The 25,984-nt window shown below is 70.9% G+C and carries 23 protein-coding genes and 1 tRNA gene; 10 read left to right on the top strand and 14 right to left on the bottom strand.

Annotated features, from left to right (window positions below):
• Nucleotides 1–4 precede the first annotated feature (4 nt).
• Nucleotides 5–742, top strand: coding sequence for a class E sortase (locus ACFYO9_RS24450; protein ID WP_358777873.1), 738 nt, complete (start codon nt 5–7; stop codon nt 740–742).
• Between the two features lie 116 nt (nt 743–858).
• Here ACFYO9_RS24450 and pknB read toward each other — a convergent pair whose 3' ends face one another.
• The 6 genes from pknB to ACFYO9_RS24420 all read right to left on the bottom strand — a co-directional run bounded on the left by pknB (nt 859) and on the right by ACFYO9_RS24420 (nt 9,070).
• On the bottom strand, nt 859–2,874 hold the full coding sequence (gene pknB, locus ACFYO9_RS24445; protein ID WP_358777874.1) for a Stk1 family PASTA domain-containing Ser/Thr kinase: 2,016 nt from the start codon (nt 2,872–2,874) through the stop codon (nt 859–861).
• A gap of 168 nt (nt 2,875–3,042) precedes the next feature.
• On the bottom strand, nt 3,043–4,506 hold the full coding sequence (locus ACFYO9_RS24440; protein WP_358777875.1) for a penicillin-binding protein 2: 1,464 nt from the start codon (nt 4,504–4,506) through the stop codon (nt 3,043–3,045).
• Nucleotides 4,503–5,933, bottom strand: a complete 1,431-nt coding sequence (locus ACFYO9_RS24435) for an FtsW/RodA/SpoVE family cell cycle protein (protein WP_355812279.1) — start codon at nt 5,931–5,933, stop codon at nt 4,503–4,505. Before ACFYO9_RS24435 ends, ACFYO9_RS24440 begins: the two co-directional genes overlap by 4 nt.
• A gap of 26 nt (nt 5,934–5,959) precedes the next feature.
• The gene (locus ACFYO9_RS24430; protein ID WP_355812282.1) at nt 5,960–7,513 is read right to left on the bottom strand and encodes a Stp1/IreP family PP2C-type Ser/Thr phosphatase; all 1,554 of its coding nucleotides are present in this window, start codon (nt 7,511–7,513) and stop codon (nt 5,960–5,962) included.
• 131 nt (nt 7,514–7,644) lie between these two features.
• Entirely contained in the window at nt 7,645–8,160 is a 516-nt protein-coding gene (locus ACFYO9_RS24425; protein ID WP_358711043.1) for an FHA domain-containing protein, read from the bottom strand.
• Nucleotides 8,161–8,170: 10 nt separating this feature from the next.
• Entirely contained in the window at nt 8,171–9,070 is a 900-nt protein-coding gene (locus ACFYO9_RS24420; protein WP_355812286.1) for a DUF3662 and FHA domain-containing protein, read from the bottom strand.
• A 516-nt stretch (nt 9,071–9,586) separates the two neighbouring features.
• Here ACFYO9_RS24420 and ACFYO9_RS24415 point away from each other — a divergent pair.
• From ACFYO9_RS24415 to ACFYO9_RS24400, 4 genes are all read left to right on the top strand, one after another.
• Nucleotides 9,587–9,673, top strand: a tRNA-Leu gene (locus ACFYO9_RS24415).
• 197 nt (nt 9,674–9,870) lie between these two features.
• Nucleotides 9,871–11,328 (top strand): DUF2252 domain-containing protein, encoded by a 1,458-nt coding sequence (locus ACFYO9_RS24410; RefSeq protein WP_355812289.1) that lies wholly within the window; start codon nt 9,871–9,873, stop codon nt 11,326–11,328.
• A 101-nt stretch (nt 11,329–11,429) separates the two neighbouring features.
• Nucleotides 11,430–12,368 carry a hypothetical protein gene (locus tag ACFYO9_RS24405; protein ID WP_358777876.1) on the top strand — a complete coding sequence of 313 codons (939 nt, stop codon included), beginning with the start codon at nt 11,430–11,432 and terminating at the stop codon, nt 12,366–12,368.
• Nucleotides 12,369–12,448: 80 nt separating this feature from the next.
• The gene (locus ACFYO9_RS24400; RefSeq protein WP_355812295.1) at nt 12,449–12,796 is read left to right on the top strand and encodes a rhodanese-like domain-containing protein; all 348 of its coding nucleotides are present in this window, start codon (nt 12,449–12,451) and stop codon (nt 12,794–12,796) included.
• Between the two features lie 23 nt (nt 12,797–12,819).
• On the opposite strand, the gene ACFYO9_RS24395 is transcribed toward ACFYO9_RS24400, so the two are convergent.
• From ACFYO9_RS24395 to paaA, 6 genes are all read right to left on the bottom strand, one after another.
• Nucleotides 12,820–13,953 (bottom strand): acyl-CoA dehydrogenase family protein, encoded by a 1,134-nt coding sequence (locus ACFYO9_RS24395; protein WP_358777877.1) that lies wholly within the window; start codon nt 13,951–13,953, stop codon nt 12,820–12,822.
• A 199-nt stretch (nt 13,954–14,152) separates the two neighbouring features.
• Nucleotides 14,153–15,241, bottom strand: a complete 1,089-nt coding sequence (locus ACFYO9_RS24390; protein ID WP_358777878.1) for a 2Fe-2S iron-sulfur cluster-binding protein — start codon at nt 15,239–15,241, stop codon at nt 14,153–14,155.
• Nucleotides 15,241–15,741, bottom strand: coding sequence for a 1,2-phenylacetyl-CoA epoxidase subunit PaaD (gene paaD / locus ACFYO9_RS24385; protein WP_355812303.1), 501 nt, complete (start codon nt 15,739–15,741; stop codon nt 15,241–15,243). Before paaD ends, ACFYO9_RS24390 begins: the two co-directional genes overlap by 1 nt.
• Nucleotides 15,735–16,541 (bottom strand): 1,2-phenylacetyl-CoA epoxidase subunit PaaC, encoded by an 807-nt coding sequence (paaC, locus tag ACFYO9_RS24380; RefSeq protein ID WP_388666562.1) that lies wholly within the window; start codon nt 16,539–16,541, stop codon nt 15,735–15,737. The genes paaD and paaC overlap by 7 nt, the downstream gene beginning before the upstream one ends.
• A complete protein-coding gene (gene paaB, locus ACFYO9_RS24375) occupies nt 16,538–16,828 on the bottom strand; it encodes a 1,2-phenylacetyl-CoA epoxidase subunit PaaB (protein ID WP_355812306.1) in 291 nt (96 codons plus the stop codon). Before paaB ends, paaC begins: the two co-directional genes overlap by 4 nt.
• Nucleotides 16,825–17,877: a 1,2-phenylacetyl-CoA epoxidase subunit PaaA gene (gene paaA, locus ACFYO9_RS24370; RefSeq protein WP_358777879.1), complete on the bottom strand. Its 1,053-nt coding sequence runs from the start codon at nt 17,875–17,877 to the stop codon at nt 16,825–16,827. Before paaA ends, paaB begins: the two co-directional genes overlap by 4 nt.
• A 574-nt stretch (nt 17,878–18,451) precedes the next feature.
• Here paaA and ACFYO9_RS24365 point away from each other — a divergent pair.
• From ACFYO9_RS24365 to ACFYO9_RS24355, 3 genes are read left to right on the top strand one after another with little or no spacing between them, the layout of a single operon-like run.
• Complete coding sequence (locus ACFYO9_RS24365; protein ID WP_388666559.1) at nt 18,452–19,072, top strand: DUF5819 family protein; 621 nt, start codon at nt 18,452–18,454, stop codon at nt 19,070–19,072.
• The gene (locus tag ACFYO9_RS24360; protein WP_358777881.1) at nt 19,069–20,409 is read left to right on the top strand and encodes an HTTM domain-containing protein; all 1,341 of its coding nucleotides are present in this window, start codon (nt 19,069–19,071) and stop codon (nt 20,407–20,409) included. Before ACFYO9_RS24365 ends, ACFYO9_RS24360 begins: the two co-directional genes overlap by 4 nt.
• Nucleotides 20,406–21,248 carry a TrmH family RNA methyltransferase gene (locus tag ACFYO9_RS24355; protein WP_358777882.1) on the top strand — a complete coding sequence of 281 codons (843 nt, stop codon included), beginning with the start codon at nt 20,406–20,408 and terminating at the stop codon, nt 21,246–21,248. Before ACFYO9_RS24360 ends, ACFYO9_RS24355 begins: the two co-directional genes overlap by 4 nt.
• Nucleotides 21,249–21,269: 21 nt before the next feature.
• Here ACFYO9_RS24355 and paaN read toward each other — a convergent pair whose 3' ends face one another.
• Nucleotides 21,270–22,961 (bottom strand): phenylacetic acid degradation protein PaaN, encoded by a 1,692-nt coding sequence (paaN, locus tag ACFYO9_RS24350; protein WP_358777883.1) that lies wholly within the window; start codon nt 22,959–22,961, stop codon nt 21,270–21,272.
• Nucleotides 22,962–23,158: 197 nt separating this feature from the next.
• On the opposite strand from paaN, the gene ACFYO9_RS24345 reads away from it, so the two are divergent.
• Nucleotides 23,159–24,670: a 3-hydroxyacyl-CoA dehydrogenase gene (locus tag ACFYO9_RS24345; RefSeq protein WP_358777884.1), complete on the top strand. Its 1,512-nt coding sequence runs from the start codon at nt 23,159–23,161 to the stop codon at nt 24,668–24,670.
• On the top strand, nt 24,667–25,260 hold the full coding sequence (locus ACFYO9_RS24340; protein ID WP_355812326.1) for a TetR/AcrR family transcriptional regulator: 594 nt from the start codon (nt 24,667–24,669) through the stop codon (nt 25,258–25,260). The genes ACFYO9_RS24345 and ACFYO9_RS24340 overlap by 4 nt, the downstream gene beginning before the upstream one ends.
• 15 nt (nt 25,261–25,275) lie before the next feature.
• Here ACFYO9_RS24340 and ACFYO9_RS24335 read toward each other — a convergent pair whose 3' ends face one another.
• Nucleotides 25,276–25,860, bottom strand: coding sequence for a winged helix-turn-helix transcriptional regulator (locus tag ACFYO9_RS24335; RefSeq protein ID WP_358711106.1), 585 nt, complete (start codon nt 25,858–25,860; stop codon nt 25,276–25,278).
• Nucleotides 25,861–25,984: the final 124 nt, after the last annotated feature.

Raw genomic sequence — 25,984 nt, 5'->3', positions numbered from 1 at the left:
TCGAGTGGCAGCCACGACCGACGACGACGAGAAGCAGGCCGAGGCGCCCGCACCGTCCCCCGCACCACGCGGCCGGGGCCGCGGCCGCATCGCCACCGCGGTCAGCGTCTTCGGCGAACTCCTCATCACGGCAGGGCTCGTGCTCGGTCTCTTCGTCGTCTACTCGCTGTGGTGGACGAACGTCGTGGCGGACCGCGAGGCGCACAAGCAGGGCGACCGGGTGCGCGACCACTGGGCGAGCGGCCCCGGAAAGATCGACACCAAGGACGGCATCGGCTTTCTGCACGTGCCCGCGATGGGCAACGGCGAGGTGCTCGTCAAGGGCGGCACCAGCAGCAAGGTCCTCAACGACGGCGTCGCCGGCTATTACAAGGACCCGGTCAAGTCCGCGCTGCCCGAGTCCAAGAAGGGCAACTTCGCGCTGGCCGCGCACCGCGACGGCCACGGCGCGAAGTTCCACAAGATCGACAAGATCGAGAAGGGCGACGCGATCGTCTTCGAGTCCCGGGACACCTGGTACGTGTACAAGGTGTACGCGACGCTGCCCGAGACCTCGAAGTTCAACGTGAAGGTCCTGGACGACGTCCCGAAGGAGTCGGGCGTCAAGAAGCCGGGCCGCTACATCACGCTCACCACCTGCACGCCGGTCTACACCTCGCGCTACCGCTACGTGGTCTGGGGCGAGTTGGAGCGCACCGAGAAGGTCGACGCCAAGCGGACGCCGCCGCCGGAGCTGAAGTAGGCCCGCCCCGCCCGGCCACATGCGGCTCCACGCAACGGATCCACGCAGAAGCCCCGGTACCGCTCAGCGGTACCGGGGCTTCTGCGTGGACAGAGGGTGCTGGACAGGCGGTGCTGTCAGTCGTCGCCGTGCCTGCCCCAGTCGCCGAGACCACCGACGAGACCGTTCCCGCCGCCCTGGTCTCCGCCGCCGTTGCCGCCGTTCCCGTTGCCGTTCCCGCCCACGGTCGTCAGGGTGACCGCGCTGCCGGGGGCCGCCTTCTCACCCGCGCGGGGCTGGGACATGTACACGAGGGCGTCGTCGTCCTGCGGGCCGTTGATGGTGCCGACGCTCAGGCCCGCGTCCTCGATGGCCTTGCGGGCGTCCTTCAGCTTCTGGCCGGCGAGCTGCGGGACGGTGCTCTCCTCGGCCTTCTTGGCGACCTGGACGGTCACCGTGGAACCGGGGTCGGCCGACGAGCCCGCGGACGGCGTGGTCTGGATGACCTTGCCCGCCTCGACCTCCTCGCTGGCGACGTCCTCGCGCTGCGCCACCAGGTCGTTGGCCTCGATCTGCTTCTTGGCTTCTTCCCAGGTCTTGCCCGCCACGCTGGGAACCGTGGACTGCGCCTTCTTCTTGGCCACGACCAGCGTGACCTTGCTGCCCTTCTGGACCTCGGAGCCCGAGGTCGGGTCCTGTTCCAGAACCGTGCCCGGATCCTCGGTGGACTCCCGGGACTTGGTGGTGACGTCGAACTGGTACTTGTCGCTCTTGAGCTTCTTTGTGGCGGTTTCCTCGTCCAGGGAGATGACGTTCGGCACCGCGACCTTGGGCGCGCCGGTCGACACTGTCACCGTGATGGTGTCGCCCTTCTTGACCTTCGCGTCCGCCCCCGGGTCCTGATCGCAGATCTGACCCTTGGGGTACTTCTCGCACGGCTCGCGCTTGCCGAGCTCCAGCTTGAGGCCGACGTTCTCCGCCGACTCCTGGGCCTCCTTGTAGGACTCGCCCACGAAGTCCGGCGCCTTGGTGGCGTCGTCCCCGCCGCCCCCGGTGAACGCCCACTTCCCGATGAGGATCGCCCCCACCAGGACCAGGACGCCGGCGAGGACGAGCAGCCACGTCGAGGTGTTGCTCTTCTTGCGGCGCCCCCGGCCGTCGTCGTAACCCCCGTCGCCCGGCGTGACCGGCGGCATCATCGACGTCTGGCCCTGGCCGTGCTGCGGGCGCAGCATCGCGGTCTGCTGGTCGTTGCCGTAGCCGTCGGCCCCGCCGTAACCCACCGCGCCCATGGCGGCGGTCGCGGCGACCGGCTGGCCGTCCAGGCAGGCCTCGATGTCGGCGCGCATGTCGTCTGCCGACTGGTAGCGGTAGTCCGGGTCCTTGGTGAGGGCCTTCAGGACGATGGCGTCCATCTCCGGCGTGATCTCGCCGTCGAAGACGCTCGGGGCCTGCGGCTCCTCTCGTACATGCTGGTAGGCCACCGCGACCGGGGAGTCGCCCACGAAGGGCGGCCGGACGGTGAGCAGCTCGTAGAGGAGACAGCCGGTGGAGTAGAGGTCGGAGCGGGCGTCGACCTGCTCGCCCTTGGCCTGCTCGGGCGAGAGGTACTGCGCCGTGCCGATCACCGCGGCGGTCTGCGTCATGGTCATGCCGGAGTCGCCCATGGCGCGGGCGATGCCGAAGTCCATCACCTTGACCTGGCCGTTGCGCGTCAGCATGACGTTCGCGGGCTTGATGTCGCGGTGCACGATGCCGTTGCGGTGCGAGTACTCCAGGGCCTGGAGGATGCCGATCGTCATCTCCATGGCCCGCTCGGGCAGCAGCTTGCGACCGGAGTGCAGGAGCTCGCGCAGCGTGGAGCCGTCGACGTACTCCATCACGATGTACGGGATGGAGACCCCGTCGACGTAGTCCTCGCCGGTGTCGTAGACCGCGACGATCGCCGGGTGGTTGAGCGAGGCGGCCGACTGGGCCTCCCGGCGGAACCGGGCCTGGAAGGACGGGTCACGAGCGAGGTCCACCCGCAGCGTCTTCACCGCCACGGTGCGGCCGAGCCGGGTGTCGTGCGCGAGGTACACCTCGGCCATGCCACCACGGCCGAGCACCTGGCCCAGCTCGTACCGGCCGCCGAGGCGACGCGGCTCTTCCATAGCTAATCCAGCCCTCTCCGTCGGTCCCGACCGCACCGTTGTGTGGTCCGGCGGTGTGCTGTCCGGGCATACGGTACCCGGCTCCACTTGCGTGACCCGGCCGCGGCCGTCACCCGATACCGGACCGGTACCGCAACGTGCACCGATGTGGAGGGGCCGTGACGGGGGTCACTTCTTGCTGTCGATGACCGCCTTCATCACGTCCTTGGCGATCGGCGCGGCGAGACCGCCACCGGAGATGTCCTGGCGGCTGGCGTCACTGTCCTCGACGACCACGGCGACGGCGACCGGCGACCCGGAGTCCGTCTTCGCGTACGAGATGAACCAGGCGTAGGGGTTCTTGCTGTTCGCCACGCCGTGCTGCGCCGTACCCGTCTTACCGCCGACGGTGACGCCCGGGATCTTCGCCATGGTTCCGGTGCCCTTCTCGACCACCGTCTCCATCATTTCCTGGAGCTTCTGCGCGTTCTCCTTCGAGAGGGGCTCGCTCATCTCCTTGGGCGAGTGCTTCTCGATGGTGTCCAGGTTGCGCGCCTGCAGCTCGCTCACCATGTACGGCTCCATGAGCGTGCCGTCGTTGGCGACCGCGGAGGCGACCATGGCCATCTGCAGCGGCGTCGCGGCCGTCTCGAACTGGCCGATGGAGGACAGCGCGGTCTGCGGCCGGTCCATGTCCTCGGGGAAGTTGGAGGCGTTGGAGCGCACGGGCACGAACTGCTGCTCGTTGAAGCCGAACTTCTTCGCCGTCTCCAGCATCTTGTCCTTGCCGAGATCGGAGCCGATCTTGCCGAAGACGGTGTTGCAGGACCAGCGAAGCGCCTCACGCAGGGTGGCGTTCTTGCAGGGGATGTGCCCCTCGTTCGGCAGCGGCTGCGTCGTGTTCGGCATCGTCCAGGGGTCCGGCGAGTCCGTCTTGCTGTCGATGCCTTCGTAGAGGTTGTGCTCCAGGGCGGCCGCCGCCGTGACCACCTTGAAGGTGGAGCCGGGCGGATAGGTCTCGCGCAGCGCGCGGTTGACCATCGGCTTGTCCTTGTCCTTTTCCAGGCTGAGGTACTTCTCGGCCTCCGCGTTGGTGTTGCCCGCGAAGTCACCGGGGTCGTACGACGGCGTGGAGGCGAGCGCCAGGATCGCGCCCGTGGACGGGTCGAGCGCGGCGACGGCACCCTTGCCGCGCCCCTTCAGGCCTTCGTACGCGGCCTTCTGCGCGGCGGAGTTGAGGGTGGTGACGACGTTGCCGCCCTCCTTCTTCTCGCCGGTCAGCATGTCCAGGGTGCGGCGGAAGAAGAGCCGGTCGTCGTTGCCGGTGAGGATGCCGTCGTCGATGCTCTCCAGCTGGGTGGCGCCCATGCGCTGCGAGGAGTAGCCGGTGACGGGGGCCCACATGGGCCCGTCCTTCCAGGTGCGCTTGTACTTGAGGTCGTTGCCTGGCGTCGCCTTCGAGCCGGTGATCGGCTTGCCGTCGACGATGATGTCGCCGCGCGGCTGGGAGTAGCGCTCGATGGTGACGCGGCGGTTCTTGTCGTCCTTGGCGAGCGAATCCGCCTGGACGTACTGGAGCCAGTTGTCCCGGGCGAGCAGGGCGAGGATGAGCAGCCCGCAGAAGATCGCGATCCGGCGCAGGGGCTTGTTCACGGTCGGACCACCTGGGTCATCTCGGCGTCTGGGTTCGGGGCGGGGGACGGGGCCGGGCGGCGCGCGGTGTCGCTGATCCTGATCAGGATGCCGATCAGCGCCCAGTTGGCGATGACGGAGGAACCGCCGTACGCCAGGAAGGGCATGGTCATACCGGTCAGCGGGATCAGGCCCATGACGCCGCCCGCGACGACGAAGACCTGGATGGCGAAGGCTCCGGAGAGGCCGATCGCGAGGAGCTTGCCGAACGGGTCGCGGGCGGCGAGCGCCGTGCGGACGCCGCGCTCGACGATCAGCCCGTAGATGAGCAGGATCGCCATGATGCCGGCGAGCCCGAGCTCCTCGCCGAAGGTGGCGAGGATGAAGTCGGAGTTGGCGGCGAACTTGATCAGGTCCGAGTGGCCCTGGCCGAGACCGGAACCGAGGGTGCCGCCGGAGCCGAAGGCCCACAGGGCCTGCATCGCCTGCTCGGAGTGGAGGACACCGTCCTGGACGCCGGCCTGGCTGAGCTTGTACTCGCGCAACGGGTTGAGCCAGGCCTGCACACGCGTCTGGATGTGCGGTTCGAAGCTCGCCACGGCGACGGCGCCGACCGCGGACATCAGCAGACCGAAGACGATCCAGCTGGTGCGCTCCGTGGCGACGTACAGCATGACGACGAACATGCCGAAGAACAGCAGTGACGTACCGAGGTCGGTCTCGAAGACCAGGATGAGGATCGACATGGCCCAGACGACGATGATCGGCCCGAGGTCGCGCCCGCGCGGCAGGTACAGGCCCATGAAGCGACGGCTGGCCAGGGCGAGGGCGTCGCGCTTCACCATCAGGTAGCCGGCGAAGAAGATCGCGATGACGATCTTCGCGAACTCACCGGGCTGGATGGAGAATCCGCCGACGTGGATCCAGATCTTCGCGCCGAAGACGTTCATGCCGAGCCCCGGCACGAGTGGCAGGAGCAGCAGCACCAGGGACGCGACCATGGAGATGTAGGTGTAGCGCTGCAGGACGCGGTGGTCCTTGAGGAGCAGCAGCACACCGACGAACAGGGCGATGCCGATCGCGGAGTACTTGAGCTGGTTCGGCGCCGCGGGGCTGAAGTCCGGCAGCTGCTGCAGGCGCTCGGACTGGTCGAGCCGCCAGATCAGCACCAGGCCCAGGCCGTTCAGCAGGGTGGCGAGCGGCAGCAGCAGCGGATCCGCGTAGGCCGCGAACTTGCGGACGACGAGGTGGCCCACCGCGGCGAGCAGGCCGAGGCCCGCACCGTAGCCGAGCATGCCGGACGGCACCTTGCCGTCGATGGCCAGGCCCACGTTCATGTAGGCGAACAGCGGAATGACGACTGCGAACGCAAGCAGCGCGAGCTCGGTGTTGCGCCGGCTCGGCGCACCGATCGCGCCGATCGTCGACGTGTGTGTAGTACTGCTCATGGCGTGCAAAGGCCCCCAACGGCTGCTTACTGCTTACCGCACAGCGGGACCAGCTTCTGCTCATCGTCGGAGAGGCTGGGGCCGGGTGTGGGAGTCGGTGCGGTCTTGGACTTGTTCTTGTCGGTCGAGCTGTTCTTGTCGTTCTTGTCGTCCCCGACGGGCGGGGCGGTCGTGGAGTCAGGGCCCGTCGGCTTGCGCCGGCCCTCGGTGCCACCGGCTTCGCCCTCACCGGTCTTGGCGTTGTTCTCGCGCTCGACCTCGCGGCGCTCGGCTTCCTTCTTGCACGCGGAGGCCTGCACGCCCAACTCGTCGACCTTGCCCTTGGCGTCGTCGAGGTTGTCCTCGGGGATCGTCCCCTCGACCTGCTTGCGCTGGTACGGCGGCAGGTACTTGAGTTCGATCTCGGGGTGGTCCTTCTCGACCTTCGACAGACTGACCCAGGCCAGATCCTGGTCGATGCCCCGGTACAGGGCGATGTGCTCGTCCTTCGTACCCACGTAGTACTGGGTCTGCGTCCAGCGGTAGCCGCCGTAGAGGCCACCGGCGATGACGGCGAGGGCGAGCGCCCCGTACAGGGATCTCTTGAGCCACTTGCGGCCGCCGCCGGGCTTGACGAAGTCATCGTCGTCATAGGACCCGAAGCTGCCCTCGGGTACGTACCCCGTGGTGTCGCCGCTGCCGGGCGGGCCGAAGCCGCCGCCGCCCGAGGGCTGCGTCGGGACCGGACGGCCGAGCCCGGAGGCGCGCCCCGCGGGCGTCTGCATGGCGCCGTCGTCCTGCGACTGGAGCTGGTTCTCGGCGACCGCGCCGACCACCACGGGGGTGTCGGACAGCTGTCCCGCGAGGGTGTCGCCGCTGTCGATGTCCAGGACGTCGGCGACGATCACGGTGATGTTGTCGGGGCCACCGCCGCGCAGCGCGAGCTGGATCAGCTCCTGCACGGTCTCCTGGGGGCCCTGGTAGGAGGCGAGGGTGTCCTCCATGGTCTGGTGCGAGACGACTCCGGAGAGGCCGTCCGAGCAGATCAGGTAGCGGTCGCCGGCGCGGACCTCGCGGATCGACAGATCCGGCTCCACGTGGTCGCCGCTGCCCAGCGCGCGCATGAGGAGCGACCTCTGCGGGTGGGTGGTGGCCTCTTCCTCGGTGATCCGGCCCTCGTCGACGAGGCGCTGCACCCAGGTGTGGTCCTGGGTGATCTGCGTGAGCACGCCGTCCCGCAGGAGGTACGCGCGCGAGTCGCCGACGTGGACGAGACCGAGGCGCTGGCCCGTCCACAGGAGGGCGGTCAGGGTCGTGCCCATGCCCTCGAGCTGGGGGTCCTCCTCGACCATCACGCGCAGCTGGTCGTTGGCCCGCTGCACGGCGGTGCCCAGCGACGTCAGGATGTCCGAGCCCGGGACGTCGTCGTCGAGCGTGACGAGGGTCGAGATGACCTCGGAGCTCGCCACCTCGCCCGCGGCCTGGCCACCCATGCCGTCGGCGATCGCGAGGAGGCGCGGGCCGGCGTAACCGGAGTCCTCGTTCCCCTCCCGGATCATGCCTTTGTGCGATCCGGCGGCGAAGCGCAAAGACAGACTCATGCGCACCTCGCCCGTCGGCTCCGGGTACATCCGCACGGTGCCCACCCTCCGGTCGGGAGCGCGCCGGCGTCCAGTGCCTGGACAGCCGTTTCGGCTCGCTCGCTCCGCTCGCGCTCTGTCATGACGTAGTACTACTTCCGCAGCTCGATGACGGTCTTGCCGATGCGGATCGGCGCGCCCAGCGGAACGGGCGTCGGGGTGGTGAGTCGGGTCCGGTCGAGATACGTGCCGTTGGTGGACCCGAGATCCTCGACGATCCACTGGCCGTCACGGTCCGGGTAGATCCTGGCATGCCTGCTGGAGGCGTAGTCGTCGTCCAGCACGATCGTGGAGTCGTGCGCCCGGCCCAGCGTGATGGTCTGGCCCTGCAGCGCGACGGTCGTCCCGGCGAGGATGCCCTCGGAGACGACCAGCTTGCTGGGGGCGCCGCGCCGCTGCCGGCCACCGCCGCCCTGCTGCCGCTGCGGCACAGGCGCGGCGGCCTGCTGCTGGCGGGCGGCCTGCTGGGGACGCTCCCGGCGCGAACCGCGCTGGGTGACACGCGTTCCGAACAGGTCGCTGCGGATGACCTGGACGGCCACGATCACGAACAGCCACAGAACGGCTAGGAAACCTAGCCGCATGACCGTCAGGGTCAGCTCTGACATTGCCCCCGCTTCACCCTTCGGCTTGCCGGTAAACGATGGTGGTTTGACCCACGACGATCCGCGAGCCGTCGCGGAGCGTAGCGCGGGTGGTGTGCTGCCCGTCCACCACGATGCCGTTGGTGGACCCGAGATCCTGGATCGTCGAGGGCGTTCCGGTCCGGATCTCACAGTGCCGGCGCGATACGCCGGGGTCGTCGATCCGCACATCGGCGTCGGTGCTGCGACCCAGCACCAGCGTCGGGCGGGAGATCTGATGGCGATTGCCGTTGATCTCGATCCAGCGCCGCACCTGGGCGCCCGGTAGTGGACCGGCGCCGGGGCCCTGGGGCCTGCTCGGTGCCGGGGACTGCCCGCCGGGACGGCCCGCGCCGGGCGGCGGCGCGGCGGGCATGGGAGGCGGGCCGCCGGGGGTCCCGGACGGCGGCTGCGGGTAGCCGTAGCCCCCGCCGGCGGCACCTGGGCCGCCCGCACCGCGACCGGGAGCCGCGGCAGGGCCGCCGGGGGCCGCGGGGGCGCGCTCGGGCGCCTGGGAGCTGCTGGAGGCCAGCGTGCGGCTGCGCACCCGGTACAGCCCGGTGTCGAGGTCCTCGGCCTTCTCCAGGTGGACCTTGATGGGACCCATGAAGCTGTAGCGCTGCTGCTTCGCGTAGTCACGCACCATGCCGGAGAGCTCGTCGCCGAGCTGGCCCGAGTACGGACTCAGCCGGTCGAAGTCGGGGGCGCTGAGCTCCACGATGAAGTCGTTGGGGACGACCGTCCGCTCGCGGTTCCAGATCGTCGCGTTGTTGTCGCACTCGCGCTGGAGGGCGCCGGCGATCTCGACGGGCTGGACCTCGGACTTGAAGACCTTGGCGAAGGTGCCGTTGACCAGACCTTCGAGACGTTGCTCGAACTTCTTCAGGACTCCCATGGGGCACCTCCTCCGTCGTAGTCATCCTGGTACTGCTTACTGATCGTATCCACGCGCCGGGAAATCGGCTGGTTCCCCCTGTCCGCCCGATCGACGAGTGTCGCCTCTCACAAGGCATGCCCGCACCAGGGTCCAGAGGATCCTCCCAGGACCCCTGAGGAAGCCCTGATTCCTTGCCCCGGCACCCCGTACGGGCAGTGGCTCGGAGCTCCGGTTCGAGTCTCCCTTTACGAGGGATCGTAGAGGGGGCCCAAAGCCAGTGTCCCGCACCTGGCTGTGGACCTCGCCGAGCTCGGCCGGGACGGGGCCGCGATGTCGGGTCGCACGGGGCCGCGGTGTCGGGCGGGACGGGTTCGCGTCCGGGCGCCGACCGGGCGGGGCGAAGCCCGGTCGGGACCCGCACTTGGCCAGGTGCCCCCGCCAAACGGATGTGAATCCACCGTCTGCAGCGTGCTAATCTTCTGGATGTCGGCAGGCGCTCGCCCCCCAAGGCGGGACCCAAAGACAACACCCAATGCGCGGGTGGCGGAATAGGCAGACGCGCTGGATTCAGGTTCCAGTGCCCGAAAGGGCGTGGGGGTTCAACTCCCCCCTCGCGCACCATGAGGAAGCGGTCCTCCTCCGGACGAAAGTCCGGAAGGGGACCGCTTCTTTTTGTGCCCACTCGTGGTGCCGTTCGCTGCGCAGGCTCGGGCGCCGTGATGTATGTCACCGAAGTTATCCACAGGCTCTGACGCCGGTCGGCGTGCGGCGGTACGGTCGAGGCCGGATCCGGGGTTGGCCGACGGTCGGCGGGGGCGATGATCATGGTGGGGCTCGACGGGAGGATTCCCGGGCAGCGGGGCGAGCGGGTGCCGCGGGTGGCGGGGTTCGCCGAGTGGCCCGTGCAGGGATCGCCGAAGAAAGAGGGCAAGGCGCTGCGGGAGCGGGTGCCGCGGACCTCGCACGCGGAGTTCGTGGTGGACGGCGGGCGCCCCGACCCGGTGGCCGCGGTGCGCGAGTCCAACCGCAGCCGGCTCCCTGAGCTCGCGCCGATCCGCGTCGGCAGGATGGCCGCCTCCCCCTTCGCGTTCCTGCGGGGCTCCGCGGGCCTGATGGGGTACGACCTCGCGCGCACCCCGATGACGGGCATCGGCGCCCAGATCTGCGGAGACGCGCACGCGGCGAACTTCGGGTTGTACGGGGACGCGCGCGGCGGCCTCGTCATCGACCTGAACGACTTCGACGAGACGGTGCACGGCCCCTGGGAGTGGGACCTCAAGCGGCTCGCCGCGTCCCTGGTGCTCGCGGGGCGCGAGGCGGGCGCGGCCGAGGACACCTGCCAGGACGCCGCGCGGGACGCCGTGGGGGCCTACCGCCGCACCATGCGGCTGCTCGCGAAGCTCCCGGTCCTCGACGCGTGGAACGCCATCGCGGACGAGGAGCTGGTCTCGCACGCGGACGCGCGCGACCTCCTCGGCACCCTGGAGCGGGTCTCCGAGAAGGCGAGGAAGAACACGAGCGCCCGGTTCGCCGCGAAGTCGACCGAGCGCGTCGAGGGGGACGGCGACGAGGGCGGTGCGGCCGGAGCCGTGGGGCGGCGCTTCGTCGACTCCCCGCCCGTGCTGCGCCGGGTGCCGGACGGCGAGGCCGCCGCGGTGGCCGGCGCGCTCGGGGAGTATCTGGAGACGCTGACCGAGGACCGGCTGCCGCTGCTCGCGCGGTACGCGATCCAGGACGTGGCATTCCGCGTCGTCGGCACGGGCAGCGTGGGCCTGCGGTCGTACGTGGTGCTGCTGCTCGACCACCGGGGCGAGCCGCTGGTGCTCCAGGTCAAGGAGGCGCGGCCCTCCGCGCTGCTGCCGCATCTGCCGGTGGCCGGGTTCAAGGCGCCGGAGACGGCGCACGAAGGGCACCGGGTGGTGCTCGGCCAGAAGCGCATGCAGGTGATCAGCGACTTCTTGCTGGGGTGGACGACGGTGGGTGGACGGCCTTTCCAGGTACGCCAGTTCAGGAACCGCAAGGGCAGCGTCGACCCAGCGGCGCTGGCCGCCGACCAGCTGGACGACTACGGCCGCATGACCGGCGCCCTGCTGGCCCGCGCGCACGCGCACAGCGCGGACCCGCGCCTCATAGCGGGGTACTGCGGCAAGAACGACCAGCTGGACGACGCGATGGCCCGGTTCGCCACGGCGTACGCGGACCGGACCGAGGCGGATCACGCGCTGCTGGTGGGTGCGGTCAAGGAGGGTCGGGTGGCGGCGGAGGCCGGTGTGTGAGGGGTGGATCGCGGGGCGTGCGGCGGCCGGGCGGGGGCGGGCGTGTGCCGGGGCCGGTGCGGGTTTCCGGGGCGGGGCGCCCGGTGGCCTAGGCTGGTCGGGTGACGACCCCGGAAGCCGAGCCGACGCAGCCCGAGACGCCTGAGACTCCCGAAGCGGAGACCCGGCAGGCGGGTACCGAAGGGCGGCTCAAGGAGCAGCTGAAGGCCCGCCTCAGGGAGCGGTCCGCCGAGCGGGCCGCGGCCACCCCGGAGGAGCGGCGGGAGGAACGCCCCGAGGAGCGGCTCGAAAGAGCGGTCCGCGCGGCCGAGCAGGCGCTGATCGAGTACGAGATCGCGCTGGAGACCTTCCGCGTGGAGGTCGAGAACTTCTCCCGCCTGCACCACCAGAAGCTCGGCCCGATGTACGCGCGCCTCGACGAGCTCGACGCACAGATCGCCGAGGCCACCGCGGCCCGCACCGGCGACCCCGAGGACCGGCGCAAGGCGGACGAGGCACGGGCACGGGTGATGCCGATGCCGGGCGTCGAGGAGTTGTTCCACGGCTGGATGGACGGCGAGGGGCTCTACCCCGAGGCCGCCGCGATGCTCACCGACCAGTCGGTGCGGCCGCCGCAGCGGGTGCGCCCGGGCGAGGAGGCCCGCAAGCTCTACCGCGACCTCGTCCGCAAGGCGCACCCGGACCTGGCGCAGGAGGAGGGTGAGCGGCAGCGGCGCGAGGAGTTCATCACGCGCGTCAACGCCGCCTACGCCCGTGGCGACGAGGCGGTCCTGCGGGAGCTCTCCGAGGAGTGGGCCGCGGGCCCGGTGCCCGAGGAGGAGCGGCTCACCCGCAGCGAGGAGCTGTACGCCCGCCTGGAGTGGCTCTCCCAGCGCAAGGAGCTCCTCTCGGTCCTCGCCAAGGAGCTGGAGGAGAGCGCGATCGGCGGGATGCTGCGGCTGGCGCCCGACGACCCGGACACGCTCCTCGACGAGATCGCCGAGCAGCTGCTCGCCCAGGTCGCCGAGCGCGAGGCGGAGCTGCAGCGGCTCACGGCGTAGCGCGGGCGGCAGGACGGTGACGGCTTGGCGTGGGGCGGCTGACGGCTTGGCGCCGTCGGGGGTCGGGTAGCGTCGGGGGCATGGCTTTCGGATCTCAGGTGCCCACGGTCGGTATCGACGACCTTTCGAGCGGCGACTTTCTGCTGGACGTCCGCGAGGACGAGGAATGGCAGGCCGGTCACGCCGCGGACGCGCTGCACATCCCGATGAGTGAGTTCGTCTCCCGGTACGGCGAGTTGACCGAGGCCGCCCCGCAGGACGGCCGGGTCAACGTGATCTGCCGCTCCGGCGGACGCTCCGCCCAGGTCACCATGTACCTCGCGCAGCAGGGCATCGACGCGGCGAACGTCGCCGGTGGCATGGAGGCCTGGGAGGCCGCGGGGCGCCCCGTGGTCGACGACAAGGGACAGCCGGGCACCGTCGTCTGACCGCCGATTACTCGCTCGTCCGGTCAGGCGAGTGCGTGGGCGGCCAGCAGGTCGCCCAGCGCCTCCTCGTGGGCGGCTGCCGGGCCGAGTGAGAGCTCCAGCTGTTTGGCCCAGGCGTGATAGCGGTGCAGGGAGTAGTCGGTGTCCGCGCCGAAGCCGCCGTGCAGGTGCTGGGCGGTCTGGACGACCCTTCGTACGCCGTCCGACGCCCAGATCTTGGCCACGGCCACGTCGCCCGTGACGGGCAGCGCGCCGCCCGCTCCGGAGCTGATGCGCCAGGCGGCCTGCCAGAGGGTGACCTCCATCGCGCGCAGGTCGATGTAGCGGTCGGCGGCCTGCACGGCCACGGCCTGGAAGGTCGCCACCGGGTGCCCGAACTGCTCGCGCTTTCCGGTGTATTCACTCGTCATCCGCAGGACTGCCTCGCCGAGGCCGAGCGCCAGCGCGCAGGTCCCGGTGGTGAGCAGATCACGCAGCGTGTCCCAGGCGCCGTCGGCCTCGATGACGTCGGAGGCGGCGACGCGCACGCCTTCCAGGTGGAGTTCGCCCAGGCGCTCGCCGCTGGTGGAGAACTGTTCGGCACGGGTGAGGCCCGCGTGGTCGCGGGGGACGAGCGCGAGGACCGGGTGGCCCTCGGGTGTGTGGGCGGGTATGACGACGAGGTCGGCGTGGTCCGCCCACGGCACGCTCGTCTGCAGTCCGTCCAGGGTCCAGCTGTCGCCGTCGCGCTGTGCGGTGACGGACAGTTCGGCCGGGTCGTGGCCGGTGCGGCCGTGGGCGGCGACGGTCAGGACCAGCTCGCCCCGGGCGGCCGCGGGGAGGATCCGCCGCTTCAACTCGTCGCTTCCGTACGCCTGTACGGCGCTCGCGACGGCGCTGCTCTCCAGGAGCGGGACCCGGGCGAGGACCTTCGCGGCCTCGCGCAGCACCAGGCACAGCGCGATGGGGTCCAGCCCCACGCCGCCCTGCTCGGTGTCGATCAGGACGCCCAGCAGGTCGGCGTCGGCCAGCCGGGACCACAGGGCGCGATCGAAGTCCTCGGCGACGGCGCCGGGCGTGAGCGCGGGGCTCGGCACCCCGTCCGGCGCGACATCCGCGAAGAGCGCCTGCGCCGCTTCGACCACGGCCTGCTGTTCCTCGGTGAAGGTGAAGTCCACTGCCTGTCCTCCCGTGCACCGGCCGACCGCCGTATCCCGTATCTCGTACCCCGTCGCCACTTCCGTCTCTTCTACCTGACGGGCCGTCAAGGTAGAACAGGTTCTACGGGAAGGGAACAGGTTCTGTGGGAAGGGCGGAGGGCGGAGGGGCGCAGGGCGGCGGGCCGGGGCGAGCGGGTCAGGTGGTCCTTACGTCTCCTCAGCGGTCGAAGTCCAGCTCCACCGCGCCCGTGGCCGGTCGGGACTGGCACGCGAGGACGTACCCGGCCTCCGTCTCCTCCGGCTCCAGCGCGTAGTTGCGGTCCATCCGCACCTCGCCCGAGACACAGAACGCACGGCAGGTACCGCACACGCCGCCCTTGCAGGCATAGGGCGCGTCGGCGCGGTTGCGCAACACCGTTTCGAGCAGTGTCTCGCCGTCCTGGACGGGCCAGGTGCCCGAGCGGCCGTCGAGCGTCGCCATCAGCGTGCTGTGTGCGGGGGCGGTGGAAGCGGCGGCGGGGGACGTGGTCGGCGAGGCGGCCGTAAGGTTGTCGTCCACGTGGAAGATCTCCTCGTGGACCCGACGCCGGGGCACGCCGAGCGCGCGCAGCGTCCGCTCCGCGCCCTGGACCAGGCCGAACGGCCCGCACAGGAACCAGCCCTCGATGTCCGACACCGGCAACAACGCGGGCAACAGCCGGGTGAGCCGCTCCTCGTCGAGCCGCCCGGAGTCCAGCCCCGACTGCTGCTCCTCGCGGGAGAGCACGGTCACCAGCTGGAACCGGTCGGGCCAGCGGTCCTTCAGGTCGGCGACCTCTTCCAGGAACATCGTCGAGGCGGCGGTACGGTCGCTGCGTATGAGGCAGAAGTCCGCCTTCGGCTCGCGCTCCAGGAGGGTCGTGACGATGGAGAGCACGGGCGTGATGCCGCTGCCGCCGACGATCGCCGCGTAACGGCCCGGGGCCGGGTCGAGCGTGAAGCGCCCGGCGGGTGTCATCACGTCCAGCTCGTCGCCGACCGAGAGCTCCTTGAAGGCGTACGTGGAGAAGGCGCCGGCCTCGACCAGACGCACCCCGACCCGCAGGGACCGGGGTTCGTCCGGGGCGTCCAGGGCGGGAGCCGGGGAGCAGATCGAGTACGTACGCCGGATCTGGGCGCCGTCGGCGAAGCGGCGGATGGCGAGGTGCTGGCCCGGGGTGAAGCGGAACTCCTCGCGCAGTGCCGGCGGCACGTCGAACGTCAGCGTCACGGAGTCGTCGGTGAGCCGGTCGACCGCCGCTATCCGGAGCGGGTGGAAGCGGGCCATCACAACTCCTTGAAGTGGTCGAAGGGTTCACGGCAGGAGGCGCAGCGGCGCAGCGCCTTGCAGGCCGTGGAGGAGAAGCGGCTGAGCAGCTCCGTGTCGGTCGAGCCGCAGTGGGGGCAGCGGATCGACAGGCCCAGCGGGACGGGCCCGTCCGCCGCGTGGGAGCGCGGGGGAGCTATGCCGAACTCGGCCAGCTTGCGGCGCCCTTCGGCGCTGATGTCGTCCGTGGACCAGGCGGGGGAGAGCACCGTGCGCACCGACACCTCGGCCATGCCGCGGTCGTGCAGCACCTGCTCGATGTCGGCGGACATGGCCTCGATCGCCGGACAGCCCGTGTAGGTCGGGGTGAGCTCGACGTCGGCCTTGCCGGGGGCGAGGACCCGCACGCCGCGCACCACGCCCAGCTCGGCCAGGGTGAGCACGGGCAGCTCGGGGTCGGGCACCGAACCCGCGAGGGCCAGGAGCTCCGCCTCCAGCGCGGTGGGCGCGGCCGTCACCATGACGCCCCCGGGTGGCTGCGGTGCAGGTGCTGCATCTCGGCGAGCATCCGGCCGAAGGACTCGGTGTGCAGTCCCTGGCGGCCCGCACCCGCCGTCCACGCGCCGGACTGCGGGCCCCCGGGCACGGTCAGGGTGGCCCGCTCGATGATCGCGGTCACCGAGGCGGTCCAGTCGTCCCGCAGCTTCTGCCAGTCGACGTCCAGGCCGGCCACGGGCTGGAACATCTCGCCGGTGAACCGCCACAGCGCGTCGAGGCCGCGCTGCATCCGGCCGTGGCTCTCGTCCGTGCCGTCGCCGAGGCGCAGGGTCCACTGCTCGGCGTGGTCCTGGTGGTAGGCCACTTCCTTGACGGCCTTCGCGGCCAGCGGGGCGAACTCGCCGTTGCCGGACGCCAACTGGCCGTACAGCAGCGTCTGGTAGGTGGAGAAGCAGAGCTGGCGGGCGATGGTGTGGGCGAAGTCGCCGTTCGGCTGCTCGACCAGCTGGAGGTTGCGGAAGGCGCGCTCCTCGCGGAGGTACGCCAACTCGTCCTCGTCGCCGGCCAGGGAGAGCAGGACGCGGGCCTGGCCGAGCAGGTCGAGGGCGATGTTCGCCAGCGCGACCTCCTCTTCCAGGACGGGTGCGTGTCCGGCCCACTCCCCCAGCCGGTGGGAGAGCACCAGGGCGTCGTCGCCGAGGGCCAGGGCGGGCGGGGCCGGGTCCCGGGGTGTGCGGGGGCCGGCTGCGGCGGGGGCACCGGTCGCGGCGGGAGCGCTGGACGGGACGGGAGTGCGCGACGGCGCGGGGGGTGAGGCGGTCACAGGTGCTTCACCCCCTCCGGGATGTCGTAGAACGTCGGGTGGCGGTAGGGCTTGTCGCCGGCCGGCTCGAAGAAGGAGTCCTTCTCGTCCGGTGAGGAGGCGGTGATCTCGGCGGAGGGCACGACCCAGAGCGAGACGCCCTCACTCCTGCGGGTGTACAGGTCGCGGGCGTTGCGCAGGGCCATCGCCGCGTCCGGGGCGTGCAGGCTGCCCGCGTGGGTGTGGGAGAGCCCGCGACGGGAGCGGACGAACACCTCCCACAGCGGCCAGTCGGTCGAGCTGCTCATGCTGTCGCCTCTCCGTGCCGTGCGGCGACGCCGTGCGCGCTGCTGCTGGCTGTCTGCTGGGCGGTCGCCTGCTTGTCGGCGTACGCGGCCGCGGCCTCCCTGACCCAGGCGCCGTCCTCGTGGGCGCGGCGGCGCTGGGTGATCCGCTGGTCGTTGCAGGGGCCGTTGCCCTTCAGGACGTCCCAGAACTCGGTCCAGTCGATGGCCCCGAAGTCGTGGTGCCCCCGGGTCTCGTTCCACATCAGGTCCGGGTCGGGGAGCGTCAGGCCGAGCGACTCGGCCTGCGGGACGCAGATGTCGACGAAGCGCTGACGCAGCTCGTCGTTCGAGTGGCGCTTGATCTTCCACGTCATCGACTGCTCGGAGTGCGAGGACTCGTCGTCCGGCGGGCCGAACATCATCAGGGACGGCCACCACCAGCGGTTCACCGCGTCCTGCGCCATCTCGTGCTGGGCCTCGGTGCCGCGGCTGAGAGCGAGCAACGACTCGTACCCCTGGCGCTGGTGGAAGGACTCCTCCTTGCAGACGCGGACCATCGCGCGCGCATACGGGCCGTACGAACAGCGGCACAGGGGGACCTGGTTGGTGATCGCCGCGCCGTCCACCAGCCAGCCGATCGCGCCGACGTCCGCCCACGTCAGCGTGGGGTAGTTGAAGATCGAGGAGTACTTCTGGCGGCCGGAGTGGAGCTTGTCGAGCAGCTCGTCACGGCTGGTGCCGAGAGTCTCGGCGGCGCTGTACAGATACAGGCCGTGACCGGCCTCGTCCTGCACCTTGGCCATGAGGATCGCCTTGCGCCGCAGGGAGGGGGCGCGGGTGATCCAGTTGGCCTCCGGCTGCATGCCGATGATCTCGGAGTGCGCGTGCTGCGCGATCTGGCGGACCAGGGACGCGCGATAGGCGTCCGGCATCCAGTCGCGCGGCTCGATGCGCTCGTCGGCGGCGACCGCCGCGTCGAAGACGGCTTGGTGCTCCGCCGTGCTCGCGGCGGCGGACGCGGTCTCGTCCGGCTCCGTCCTTGCCGCCTGGTGTGCGGCTGCTGTCGCCATCTCGGCCCCCTCGACCCTGATGCGAACCGCCCGACCGATCGTTCGGTTCGTTGAATTCAATGGTGCGGCCCTCCGCCATAAGGTGTCAACCCTGTGGATAACTTCACGGACGCTGTCCGTGACGGTCGGGCCTGAGTACCGTTCCGGCGGCAGGGTTCGGTGCGCGATCGGGGAACGGGGCGGAATGGACGGGTACGACAAGGGCTCGGGCGGTGGGTCCGCGGTGCCTGACGAGCCCGGGCCGGTGACGGAGGGCGAGGGGACGGATCGCCTCGACGATGGGGCCGATCGGGTGGATGGGGCCGGTGGGGCCTCTGATGACGATGGGGTCCCGGTGACCGAAGGGCCTCCCGCGACGGACGGGGCCCGGGCGGTCTATGAGGCCCCCGCGACCGATGGGTCAGCCGCGACCGGAGGGCCCCCCGCGACCGAAGGTGCCCTCGCAACCGACGGCCCCTCCGCGACCGACAGCGCCCCCGCCCGCGCCGGTATCGCTGGACTGAAGCTCGGGTATCAGGTCGTCGCCGCATGCGCCCTGGCCCTTGTCGGTGTGGCCGCCTGCGCCCATATAGCGATGCTGTTCCTCCATGTCGCACCGTCGAACACGCTCACCAAGCAGCACGGTGATGTGGTCGACGACTGGATCTACCCCGAGTTCGAGCAGAACTGGAAGCTCTTCGCGCCCAACCCGCTCCAGCAGAACGTCGCCGTGCAGGCCCGGGCGGAGCTCCGTACCGCCGGCGGAACGATGCGGACCACGGACTGGTACGAGCTGTCCGCCGAGGACGGCGCCGCCATCGACGGCAGCCTGCTGCCCAGCCACACGCAGCAGAACGAACTCCGCCGGGCCTGGGACTTCTACGTGGGCTCGCACGACGCGAAGAATCGTCCCGTCGGCCTGCGCGGCCAGCTCTCCGAGCAGTACATCCGCCGGATCGCCTACCTGCGGCTCGACCGCAAGGCGCCGGGCGGCAAGGGTGACGAGATCGCGAACGTGCAGCTGCGCTCGAAGATCACGAACGTGCGGCCCCCGAAGTGGAGCGAGGAGAAGGTCTCCACCAAGCCGTCGTACCGGCAGCTCCCCTGGTGGCCGGTGAAACCCGGGGATCTGCCGCTCGGCAAGGGGCCGGAGAGCGAAAACGGCGCGCAGGGCCCGGTCAGGACGGTCGTACAGACGAAGGGGGATACCCCGTGATCCGGCTCGAACGCCCGTTTGCAGGAACCGTCGCCGGGGCCATCACCAAGGTCACCGGGTACGCCCTCGGCCCGTACCAGACCGCGGTGGTCCGGATCGGCTTCGCCGGCACATGGCTGTTCTTCCTGCTGCGCGAACTCCCCCACCGCCAGGAGATGTACGGGCCCGACGGTCCCTGGAACTGGGACATGGCCCAGCAGCTCATCGCGAACAACGGCGCCTTCACCGCTCTCATGTGGTCGGACGGCAACCTCTGGTTCGAGGCCGTGTACGCGCTCGCGGTCCTCAGCAGTGCGTTGCTGCTGCTCGGCTGGCACACCCGTGTGATGTCCGTGCTCTTCATGATCGGCGTGCTGTCGCTGCAGAACCGCAGCATCTTCATGGGGGACGGCGGCGACAACGTCATCCACCTGATGGCCACCTATCTGGTCTTCATCCGGTGCGGCCAGGTCTGGTCGCTGGACGCACGGCGGGCGGCACGCGCGCGTGCCGGGGGCGCGGACGCCGCTCGGGCGGACGGGGCGGACCGGGCGGACCGGGTGGACCGGGTGGGGCCCGCCCTGTGGTGGGTGTGCGGGCTCGCTCTGTCCGTCGTGACGTTCATGGGCGAGCTCAGTCACGGCTGGCTGCTGTTCCTCTGGGGCATGCTGCTGGCGCACGGCCTGTGGTGGGCCGTGGGGTGGCGCGCGGACCGGAGCGCCTCGCTCGGCGAGTTCCGCAAGCTGCTCGACGTCGTGGCCAACATCGCCCACAACGCGGGCCTTTTGGTGATCATGGTCGAGGCCTGTCTGATCTACGCGACGGCCGGCTGGTACAAGATCCAGGGCAGCCGCTGGCAGGACGGCACGGCCGTCTATTACCCGCTGAACCTCGACTACTTCTCCCCGTGGCCCGCGCTCTCCGAGCTGCTCTCGTCCCACGGCATCATGGTGCTGCTGGTGACGTACGGAACGGTCGCCGTGCAGGTGGCCTTCCCGTTCACGCTCTTCAATCGCCGGGTCAAGAACGTGCTGCTGGCGGCGATGATCGTCGAGCATTCGGTGATCGCGGTCGTCCTGGGGCTGCCGTTCTTCTCGCTCGCGATGATCGCGGCCGACTCGGTGTTCCTGCCGACGTCGTTCCTGCTCCGGGTGGGCGGCTGGGCGGCACGCGCGCGTGATGGGGCGGTTGCTCGGCTTCCGCTTTCCCGGCTCCGTCGCCCTGACGGTGCTGACAACGAGGGACGTACCGGCGGCATGCCAGAGCAGCGCGTCCCGGACGGGCAGTCGGCCGGGGGCCCCGGCGGAAAGCCGGACGAAGAGCCCACCAGAACCGCGCACGTAGGCTTCTCTCCATGAACAGCACGGACGCCGCCGGCGGTACGGACCGTAGGGGCAGCGCGTCCGGTACGCATGCCGCGCGCCCCGAGGATGCCGTACGTCCCGCGGACGCCGTACGCCGCTGGCGCGGTCTCGCCGATGACTCCGTGCTGCTCGACGGTTTTCACGCGATCAAGCACGCCCTGCGCTTCGGCGCACGGGTACCGGTCGCGCTGACCAGTGACCGGTCCGGTGTCCTCGCCCTCGCGGACGACCTCGCGCCTGACGTGCGGGACGCCCTCGGCGCGCTCCTCGTGGACGTACCCGACGAGCGGTTGCGCGCCCTGGTGCCGCGGCTGCACCCCACGGCGGTGGCCGCGCTCGCCGAGCGACCCTCCCGCGCGGACAACCTTCAGGCGCTGGGGCGGATGCCCAGGCCATCCCCTGTCGTCGTGCTCGACGACCCCCGCAATCTCGGCAACGCGGGGGCGGTGATCCGGCTCGCCGCGGGGTTCGGCGCGACCGGGGTGGTCACGACCGGCACGCTCGACCCCTGGCATCCCACGGTCGTACGCGGCGGCGCCGGCCTGCACTTCGCGACGGCGGTGGAGCGCATGGACGTGACCGAGCTGCCGCCGGGCCCGGTGTTCGCGCTGGACGCGGAGGGCGAGGACATCCGGGGGCTGAAGCTTCCGGACGACGCCGTGCTCGCCTTCGGCTCCGAGCGCAGCGGGCTCTCGGCCGAACTGCGGCGCCGCGCGGACCACTTGGTGGCCCTGCCGATGCGCCCGCAGGTCTCCAGCTACAACCTCGCGACGAGCGTCGGCATGACCCTCTTCCACTGGTCGGCGGGCAGGCCCCCGGGACCGGAGGCCTGAACCCGCCGCAGGTCAGGCGCCTCAGGCGTCCTTGCGGATCTCCACCACGCGGAACCGGTTGGCCACGAACGCGCCGTCGCACAGCGCGGCGTTCGCCGCGGGGTTGCCGCCCGAGCCGTGGAAGTCCGAGAACGCCGCCGTCTGGTTCACATAGACGCCGCCCGTGAGGTTGAGGGACAACTGGGCGCACTCTTCGAGGCAGGTCTCCTCCACGGCGGTGGAGAGCTCCTGTGACGTCGTGTACGCCCCGACGGTCATCGCTCCCTTGTCGCGCACCGTGCGGCGCAGCAGCTCCACGGCGTCGGCCGCCGAGTCGACGGCGACCGCGAAGGAGACCGGGCCGAAGCACTCGCTGAGGTAGGCCGCCTCGGCGTCCGGCTTGGCGCCGTCCAGCTTGACGATCACCGGGGTGCGGACCACGGCTTCGGGGAAGTCCGGGTTGACGATCTCCCGGGAGGGGAGGGCGACTTCGCCGAGTCCCGCGGCCGCTTCCAGGCGGCTCTTCACGTCCGGGTTGACCAGGGCGCCGAGGATGCCGTTCGCCCGCGCGTCGTCGCCGAGCAGGCCGCTCACCGAGGCGGCGAGGTCGGCCACCACGTCGTCGTACGACTTGGCGCCCGCGTCAGTCTCGATGCCGTCGCGGGGGATCAACAGGTTCTGCGGGGTGGTGCACATCTGGCCGCTGTACAGCGACAGGGAGAAGGCGAGGTTGGCCAGCATCCCCTTGTAGTTGTCCGTCGACTCCACCACGACGGTGTTGACGCCGGCCTTCTCGGTGTAGACCTGCGCCTGGCGGGCGTTGGCCTCCAGCCAGTCGCCGAACGACGTCGACCCCGTGTAGTCGATGATCTTGATCTCGGGGCGGACGGCGAGGGTCTTGGCGATGCCCTCGCCGGGCCGCTCGGCGGCGAGGCACACCAGGTTCGGGTCGAAGCCGGTGTCCGCGAGGACCTCACGGGCGATGCGCACCGTCAGGGCGAGCGGCAGGACCGCGCGCGGGTGGGGCTTGACCAGGACGGGGTTGCCGGTCGCGAGGGAGGCGAACAGGCCGGGGTAGCCGTTCCACGTCGGGAAGGTGTTGCAGCCGATCAGGAGCGAGATGCCGCGCGCCACGGGCGTGAAGCGCTTGTTCAGCGCAAGCGGGTCGCGCTTGCCCTGGGGCTTGCTCCACTCCGCCGCGTCGGGGGTGCGGGACTGCTCCTCGTACGCGTACGCGACGGCTTCCATGCCGCGGTCCTGGGCGTGCGGCCCGCCGGCCTGGAAGGCCATCATGAAGGCCTGGCCGCTGGTGTGCATGACCGCATGCGCGAACTCGTGCGTCCGGGCGCTGATCCGGGACAGGATCTCCAGACAGACGATCGCGCGCGTCTCGGCGCCCGCCTCGCGCCAGGCGCGCATTCCCGCGCGCATCGCGGGGAGCAGGGTGTCGAGGTCCGGGTGCGGGTACGTGATGCCCAACTCGGGGCCGTACGGCGAGACTTCGCCGCCCACCCAGTCGTCCGTGCCGGGCTGGTCGAGGTCGAAGCGGGTGCCCTGGAGGGCGTCGAAGGCGGCCTTGCCCTCGGGCAGGCTCAGGCTGCCGTTCTCCCCGTAGGCCTTGGGGTGCTCGGGGTGGGGGGACCAGTACGCGCGCGAGCGGATGGTCTCCAGCGCCTGGTCGAGGGTGGGCCGGTGCTTGGCGATCAGCTGGGGCGCGGTGAGTTCGGCGGCCATGACGGGACCAACTCCTCCTCGGGCGGCTCTGCGTCGAGCCGGCGAGCTGGGCAGGGACGGTGGGCAGGAACGCTCTGACAGGGCTAGAGTAACCGAACGATCGGTCGGGACAAGGGGGTCTGCCGAACCTGTGGACAACTTCTTCACGGCCACCCCCGGACCCTGCGGCCGACGGGCCGTGCGGGAGGATCGCGAACATGACAGCACTCGAGCTCAGCAGCGCCGTTGCCGTGGTCGGTACCGGGACCATGGGGCAGGGCATCGCCCAGGTCGCCCTGGTCGCGGGCCACCCCGTGCTGCTGTACGACGCCGCGCCCGACCGCGCGCAGGCGGCGGCCGACGCGATCGGTGCCCGCCTGGACCGGCTCGTCGAGAAGGGCCGCCTCACCGCCGAGGACCGCGCCGCCGCCGGCGCCCGGCTGACCCCCGCCCAGAGCCTCGCGGAGCTCGCCGGCTGCGGCCTCGTCGTCGAGGCGATCCTGGAGCAACTGGACGTCAAACAGCGCCTGTTCCAGGAGCTCGAGGACGTCGTCGCCGAGGACTGTCTGCTCGCCACCAACACCTCGTCCCTCTCGGTGACCGCCGTCGCGGGCCCGCTGCGCGTGCCCGGCCGCTTCGTCGGCCTGCACTTCTTCAACCCGGCGCCGCTGCTCCCCCTCGTCGAGGTCGTCAGCGGCTTCGCGACGGACCCGGCGGCCGCCACGCGCGCGTACGAGACGGCGAAGGCCTGGGGCAAGACCCCGGTGCGCTGCGCGGACACCCCCGGCTTCATCGTCAACCGCGTCGCCCGGCCCTTCTACGCCGAGGCGCTGCGCCTGTACGAGGAGCGGGTCGCCGACCCCGCCACGATCGATGCCGTGCTGCGCGAGAGCGGCGGCTTCAAGATGGGCCCCTTCGAGCTCACCGACCTGATCGGGCAGGACGTCAACGAGGCCGTCACCCGCTCCGTGTGGGAGTCCTTCTTCCAGGACCCCAAGTTCACGCCGTCGCTCGCCCAGCGCCGCCTCGTCGAGTCCCGCCGTCTCGGCCGGAAGTCGGGGCAGGGCTGGTACGCGTACGGGGACGACGTCCCGCGCGCGGAGCCGCACACCGCGCCCGACGAGAAGGCCCCGGCCTCCGTCACCGTCCACGGCGACCTCTTCCCGGCGGACGCGCTTCCCGGCCTGATCGCCGGGGCGGGGATCCGGGTCGGCCACGGCAAGGGCGTGCCCAGCTGCCCCGGCCACATCGAGCTGCCCGGCGGCGCCCGGCTGGCCCTGGCCGACGGCACGGCCCCGGACGCCGCCTCGGAGCCCACGATCCACTTCGACCTCGCGCTGGACTACCGGGCCGCCACCCGGATCGCGCTCTCGCCGTCCGGCAGGGTGGGCGAGCAGGCCCTGAAGGAGGCGATCGGCCTCTTCCAGGCGCTCGGCAAGAAGGTCAGCGTCATCGGGCACGCTCCAGGGATGATCGTGGCCCGCACGGTGTGGATGCTGATCGATTTCGCCCTCGACGCCGTGGGCCGTGAGGTGGCCGCCGCTGAGGACGTCGACACCGCCATGCGGCTCGGCGTCAACTACCCGCTCGGGCCGCTGGAATGGGGCCGCAAGCTCACCGCGTACCGGGTGGCCGAGGCGCTCGACGTCCTGCACGACGAGTACCCCACCGGGCGTTACGCGCCCTCCCAGGCACTGCGGCGCCAGGCCGTGCGAGAGGAGTACTCATGACCACCGCCCGGCGGGACACGTACACCCCGGAGACGCTGCTCAGTGTGGCCGTCCGGGTCTTCAACGAGCGGGGCTACGACGGCACCTCCATGGAGCACCTCTCCAAGGCGGCCGGCATCTCCAAGTCCTCGATCTACCACCATGTGGCGGGCAAGGAGGAGCTGCTTCGGCGGGCGGTGAGCCGGGCCCTGGACGGGCTCTTCGGGATCCTCGACGAGGAGCACGCGCGCGTGGGGCGTGCGGTGGAGCGCCTGGAGTACGTGACGCGGCGCACCGTGGAGGTGCTGGTCGCCGAGGTGCCGTACGTGACCCTGCTGCTGCGCGTGCGCGGCAACACGGACACCGAGCGCTGGGCCATGGAGCGGCGCAGGGAGTTCGACCAGCAGGTGGCCGAGCTCTTCAAGGAGGCCGTCGCCGACGGTGATCTGCGCTCCGACGTCGAGCTGCGCCTGGCCACCCGGCTGCTCTTCGGAATGATCAACTCCATCGTGGAGTGGTACCGGCCGGAGAGCCGGGGCGCCGCCAACGGCGAGCAGATCGCCGACGCCGTCGTGCAGTTGGCCTTCGCGGGGCTGCGCACCGAGCGCTGACGTGCGCCTGCGGGGTCAGGGCTCCGGCTCCATGTCGTCCTCCTCGAAGACCAGCAGCGTCCGCGTGCTGAGCACTTCGGGGATGGACTGGAGCCGGGTGAGCACCAGCTCCCGCAGGGCGCGGTTGTCCGGCGTGTGCACCAGGAGCAGTACGTCGAAGTCACCGCTGACCAACGCGATGTGGGACGCACCGGGAAGTGCGCGCAGATGCTCGCGCACCGTACGCCAGGTGTTCTGGACGATCTTGAGCGTGATGTACGCGGACGCCCCCTGCCCGGCGCGTTCGTGGTTGATCCGCGCCCCGAACCCCCGGATGACGCCGTCGTCGATGAGGCGGTTGATGCGCGCGTAGGCGTTGGCGCGCGACACGTGGACGCGTTCGGCCACGGAGCGTATCGACGCGCGACCGTCCGTGTGAAGGATCTGCAGGATGTCGCGGTCGATGGCGTCCAGCGGACGGGGCTCGGGGACGGGCTGCTCCGACGTGCGCGGTTCGGGGAGCCGGGGCTCGGGGATCCCGGCGTCCGAGGGGCGGGGCTCGGGGGCCCGGAGCTCCGGGCGGTCGCTGTCCTGCCCGTCGGCCATTCGTTCAGATGCCATGTCCCCCCGCCTCCCTACCATGGACGTACTGCATCCATCCCAGGCTGTGCAGAACCGTTTGTCCACAGCCTGACGGTGCCTGTAGCCAAAATGTGCCGACGACCGAACAATCGGTAGGTGAGGC

Origin of the sequence: Streptomyces sp. NPDC005863, from assembly GCF_042871345.1 — a bacterium.
Taxonomy (GTDB): domain Bacteria; phylum Actinomycetota; class Actinomycetes; order Streptomycetales; family Streptomycetaceae; genus Streptomyces.
Note: the sequence above shows the minus strand (reverse complement) of the source record. Positions and strands in the feature narration are given on the sequence as shown.

Excerpts from the sequence above, each read along its gene's own strand:
- pknB (WP_358777874.1), bottom strand. The coding sequence starts at position 2,874 with ATGGAAGAGCCGCGTCGCCTCGGCGGCCGGTACGAGCTGGGCCAGGTG.
- ACFYO9_RS24435 (WP_355812279.1), bottom strand. The coding sequence starts at position 5,933 with ATGAGCAGTACTACACACACGTCGACGATCGGCGCGATCGGTGCGCCG.
- ACFYO9_RS24430 (WP_355812282.1), bottom strand. The coding sequence starts at position 7,513 with ATGAGTCTGTCTTTGCGCTTCGCCGCCGGATCGCACAAAGGCATGATC.
- ACFYO9_RS24425 (WP_358711043.1), bottom strand. The coding sequence starts at position 8,160 with ATGTCAGAGCTGACCCTGACGGTCATGCGGCTAGGTTTCCTAGCCGTT.
- ACFYO9_RS24420 (WP_355812286.1), bottom strand. The coding sequence starts at position 9,070 with ATGGGAGTCCTGAAGAAGTTCGAGCAACGTCTCGAAGGTCTGGTCAAC.
- ACFYO9_RS24410 (WP_355812289.1), top strand. The coding sequence starts at position 9,871 with ATGATCATGGTGGGGCTCGACGGGAGGATTCCCGGGCAGCGGGGCGAG.
- ACFYO9_RS24400 (WP_355812295.1), top strand. The coding sequence starts at position 12,449 with ATGGCTTTCGGATCTCAGGTGCCCACGGTCGGTATCGACGACCTTTCG.
- ACFYO9_RS24390 (WP_358777878.1), bottom strand. The coding sequence starts at position 15,241 with ATGGCCCGCTTCCACCCGCTCCGGATAGCGGCGGTCGACCGGCTCACC.
- paaD (WP_355812303.1), bottom strand. The coding sequence starts at position 15,741 with ATGGTGACGGCCGCGCCCACCGCGCTGGAGGCGGAGCTCCTGGCCCTC.
- paaB (WP_355812306.1), bottom strand. The coding sequence starts at position 16,828 with ATGAGCAGCTCGACCGACTGGCCGCTGTGGGAGGTGTTCGTCCGCTCC.
- paaA (WP_358777879.1), bottom strand. The coding sequence starts at position 17,877 with ATGGCGACAGCAGCCGCACACCAGGCGGCAAGGACGGAGCCGGACGAG.
- ACFYO9_RS24365 (WP_388666559.1), top strand. The coding sequence starts at position 18,452 with ATGCTGTTCCTCCATGTCGCACCGTCGAACACGCTCACCAAGCAGCAC.
- ACFYO9_RS24355 (WP_358777882.1), top strand. The coding sequence starts at position 20,406 with ATGAACAGCACGGACGCCGCCGGCGGTACGGACCGTAGGGGCAGCGCG.
- paaN (WP_358777883.1), bottom strand. The coding sequence starts at position 22,961 with ATGGCCGCCGAACTCACCGCGCCCCAGCTGATCGCCAAGCACCGGCCC.
- ACFYO9_RS24345 (WP_358777884.1), top strand. The coding sequence starts at position 23,159 with ATGACAGCACTCGAGCTCAGCAGCGCCGTTGCCGTGGTCGGTACCGGG.
- ACFYO9_RS24340 (WP_355812326.1), top strand. The coding sequence starts at position 24,667 with ATGACCACCGCCCGGCGGGACACGTACACCCCGGAGACGCTGCTCAGT.
- ACFYO9_RS24335 (WP_358711106.1), bottom strand. The coding sequence starts at position 25,860 with ATGGCATCTGAACGAATGGCCGACGGGCAGGACAGCGACCGCCCGGAG.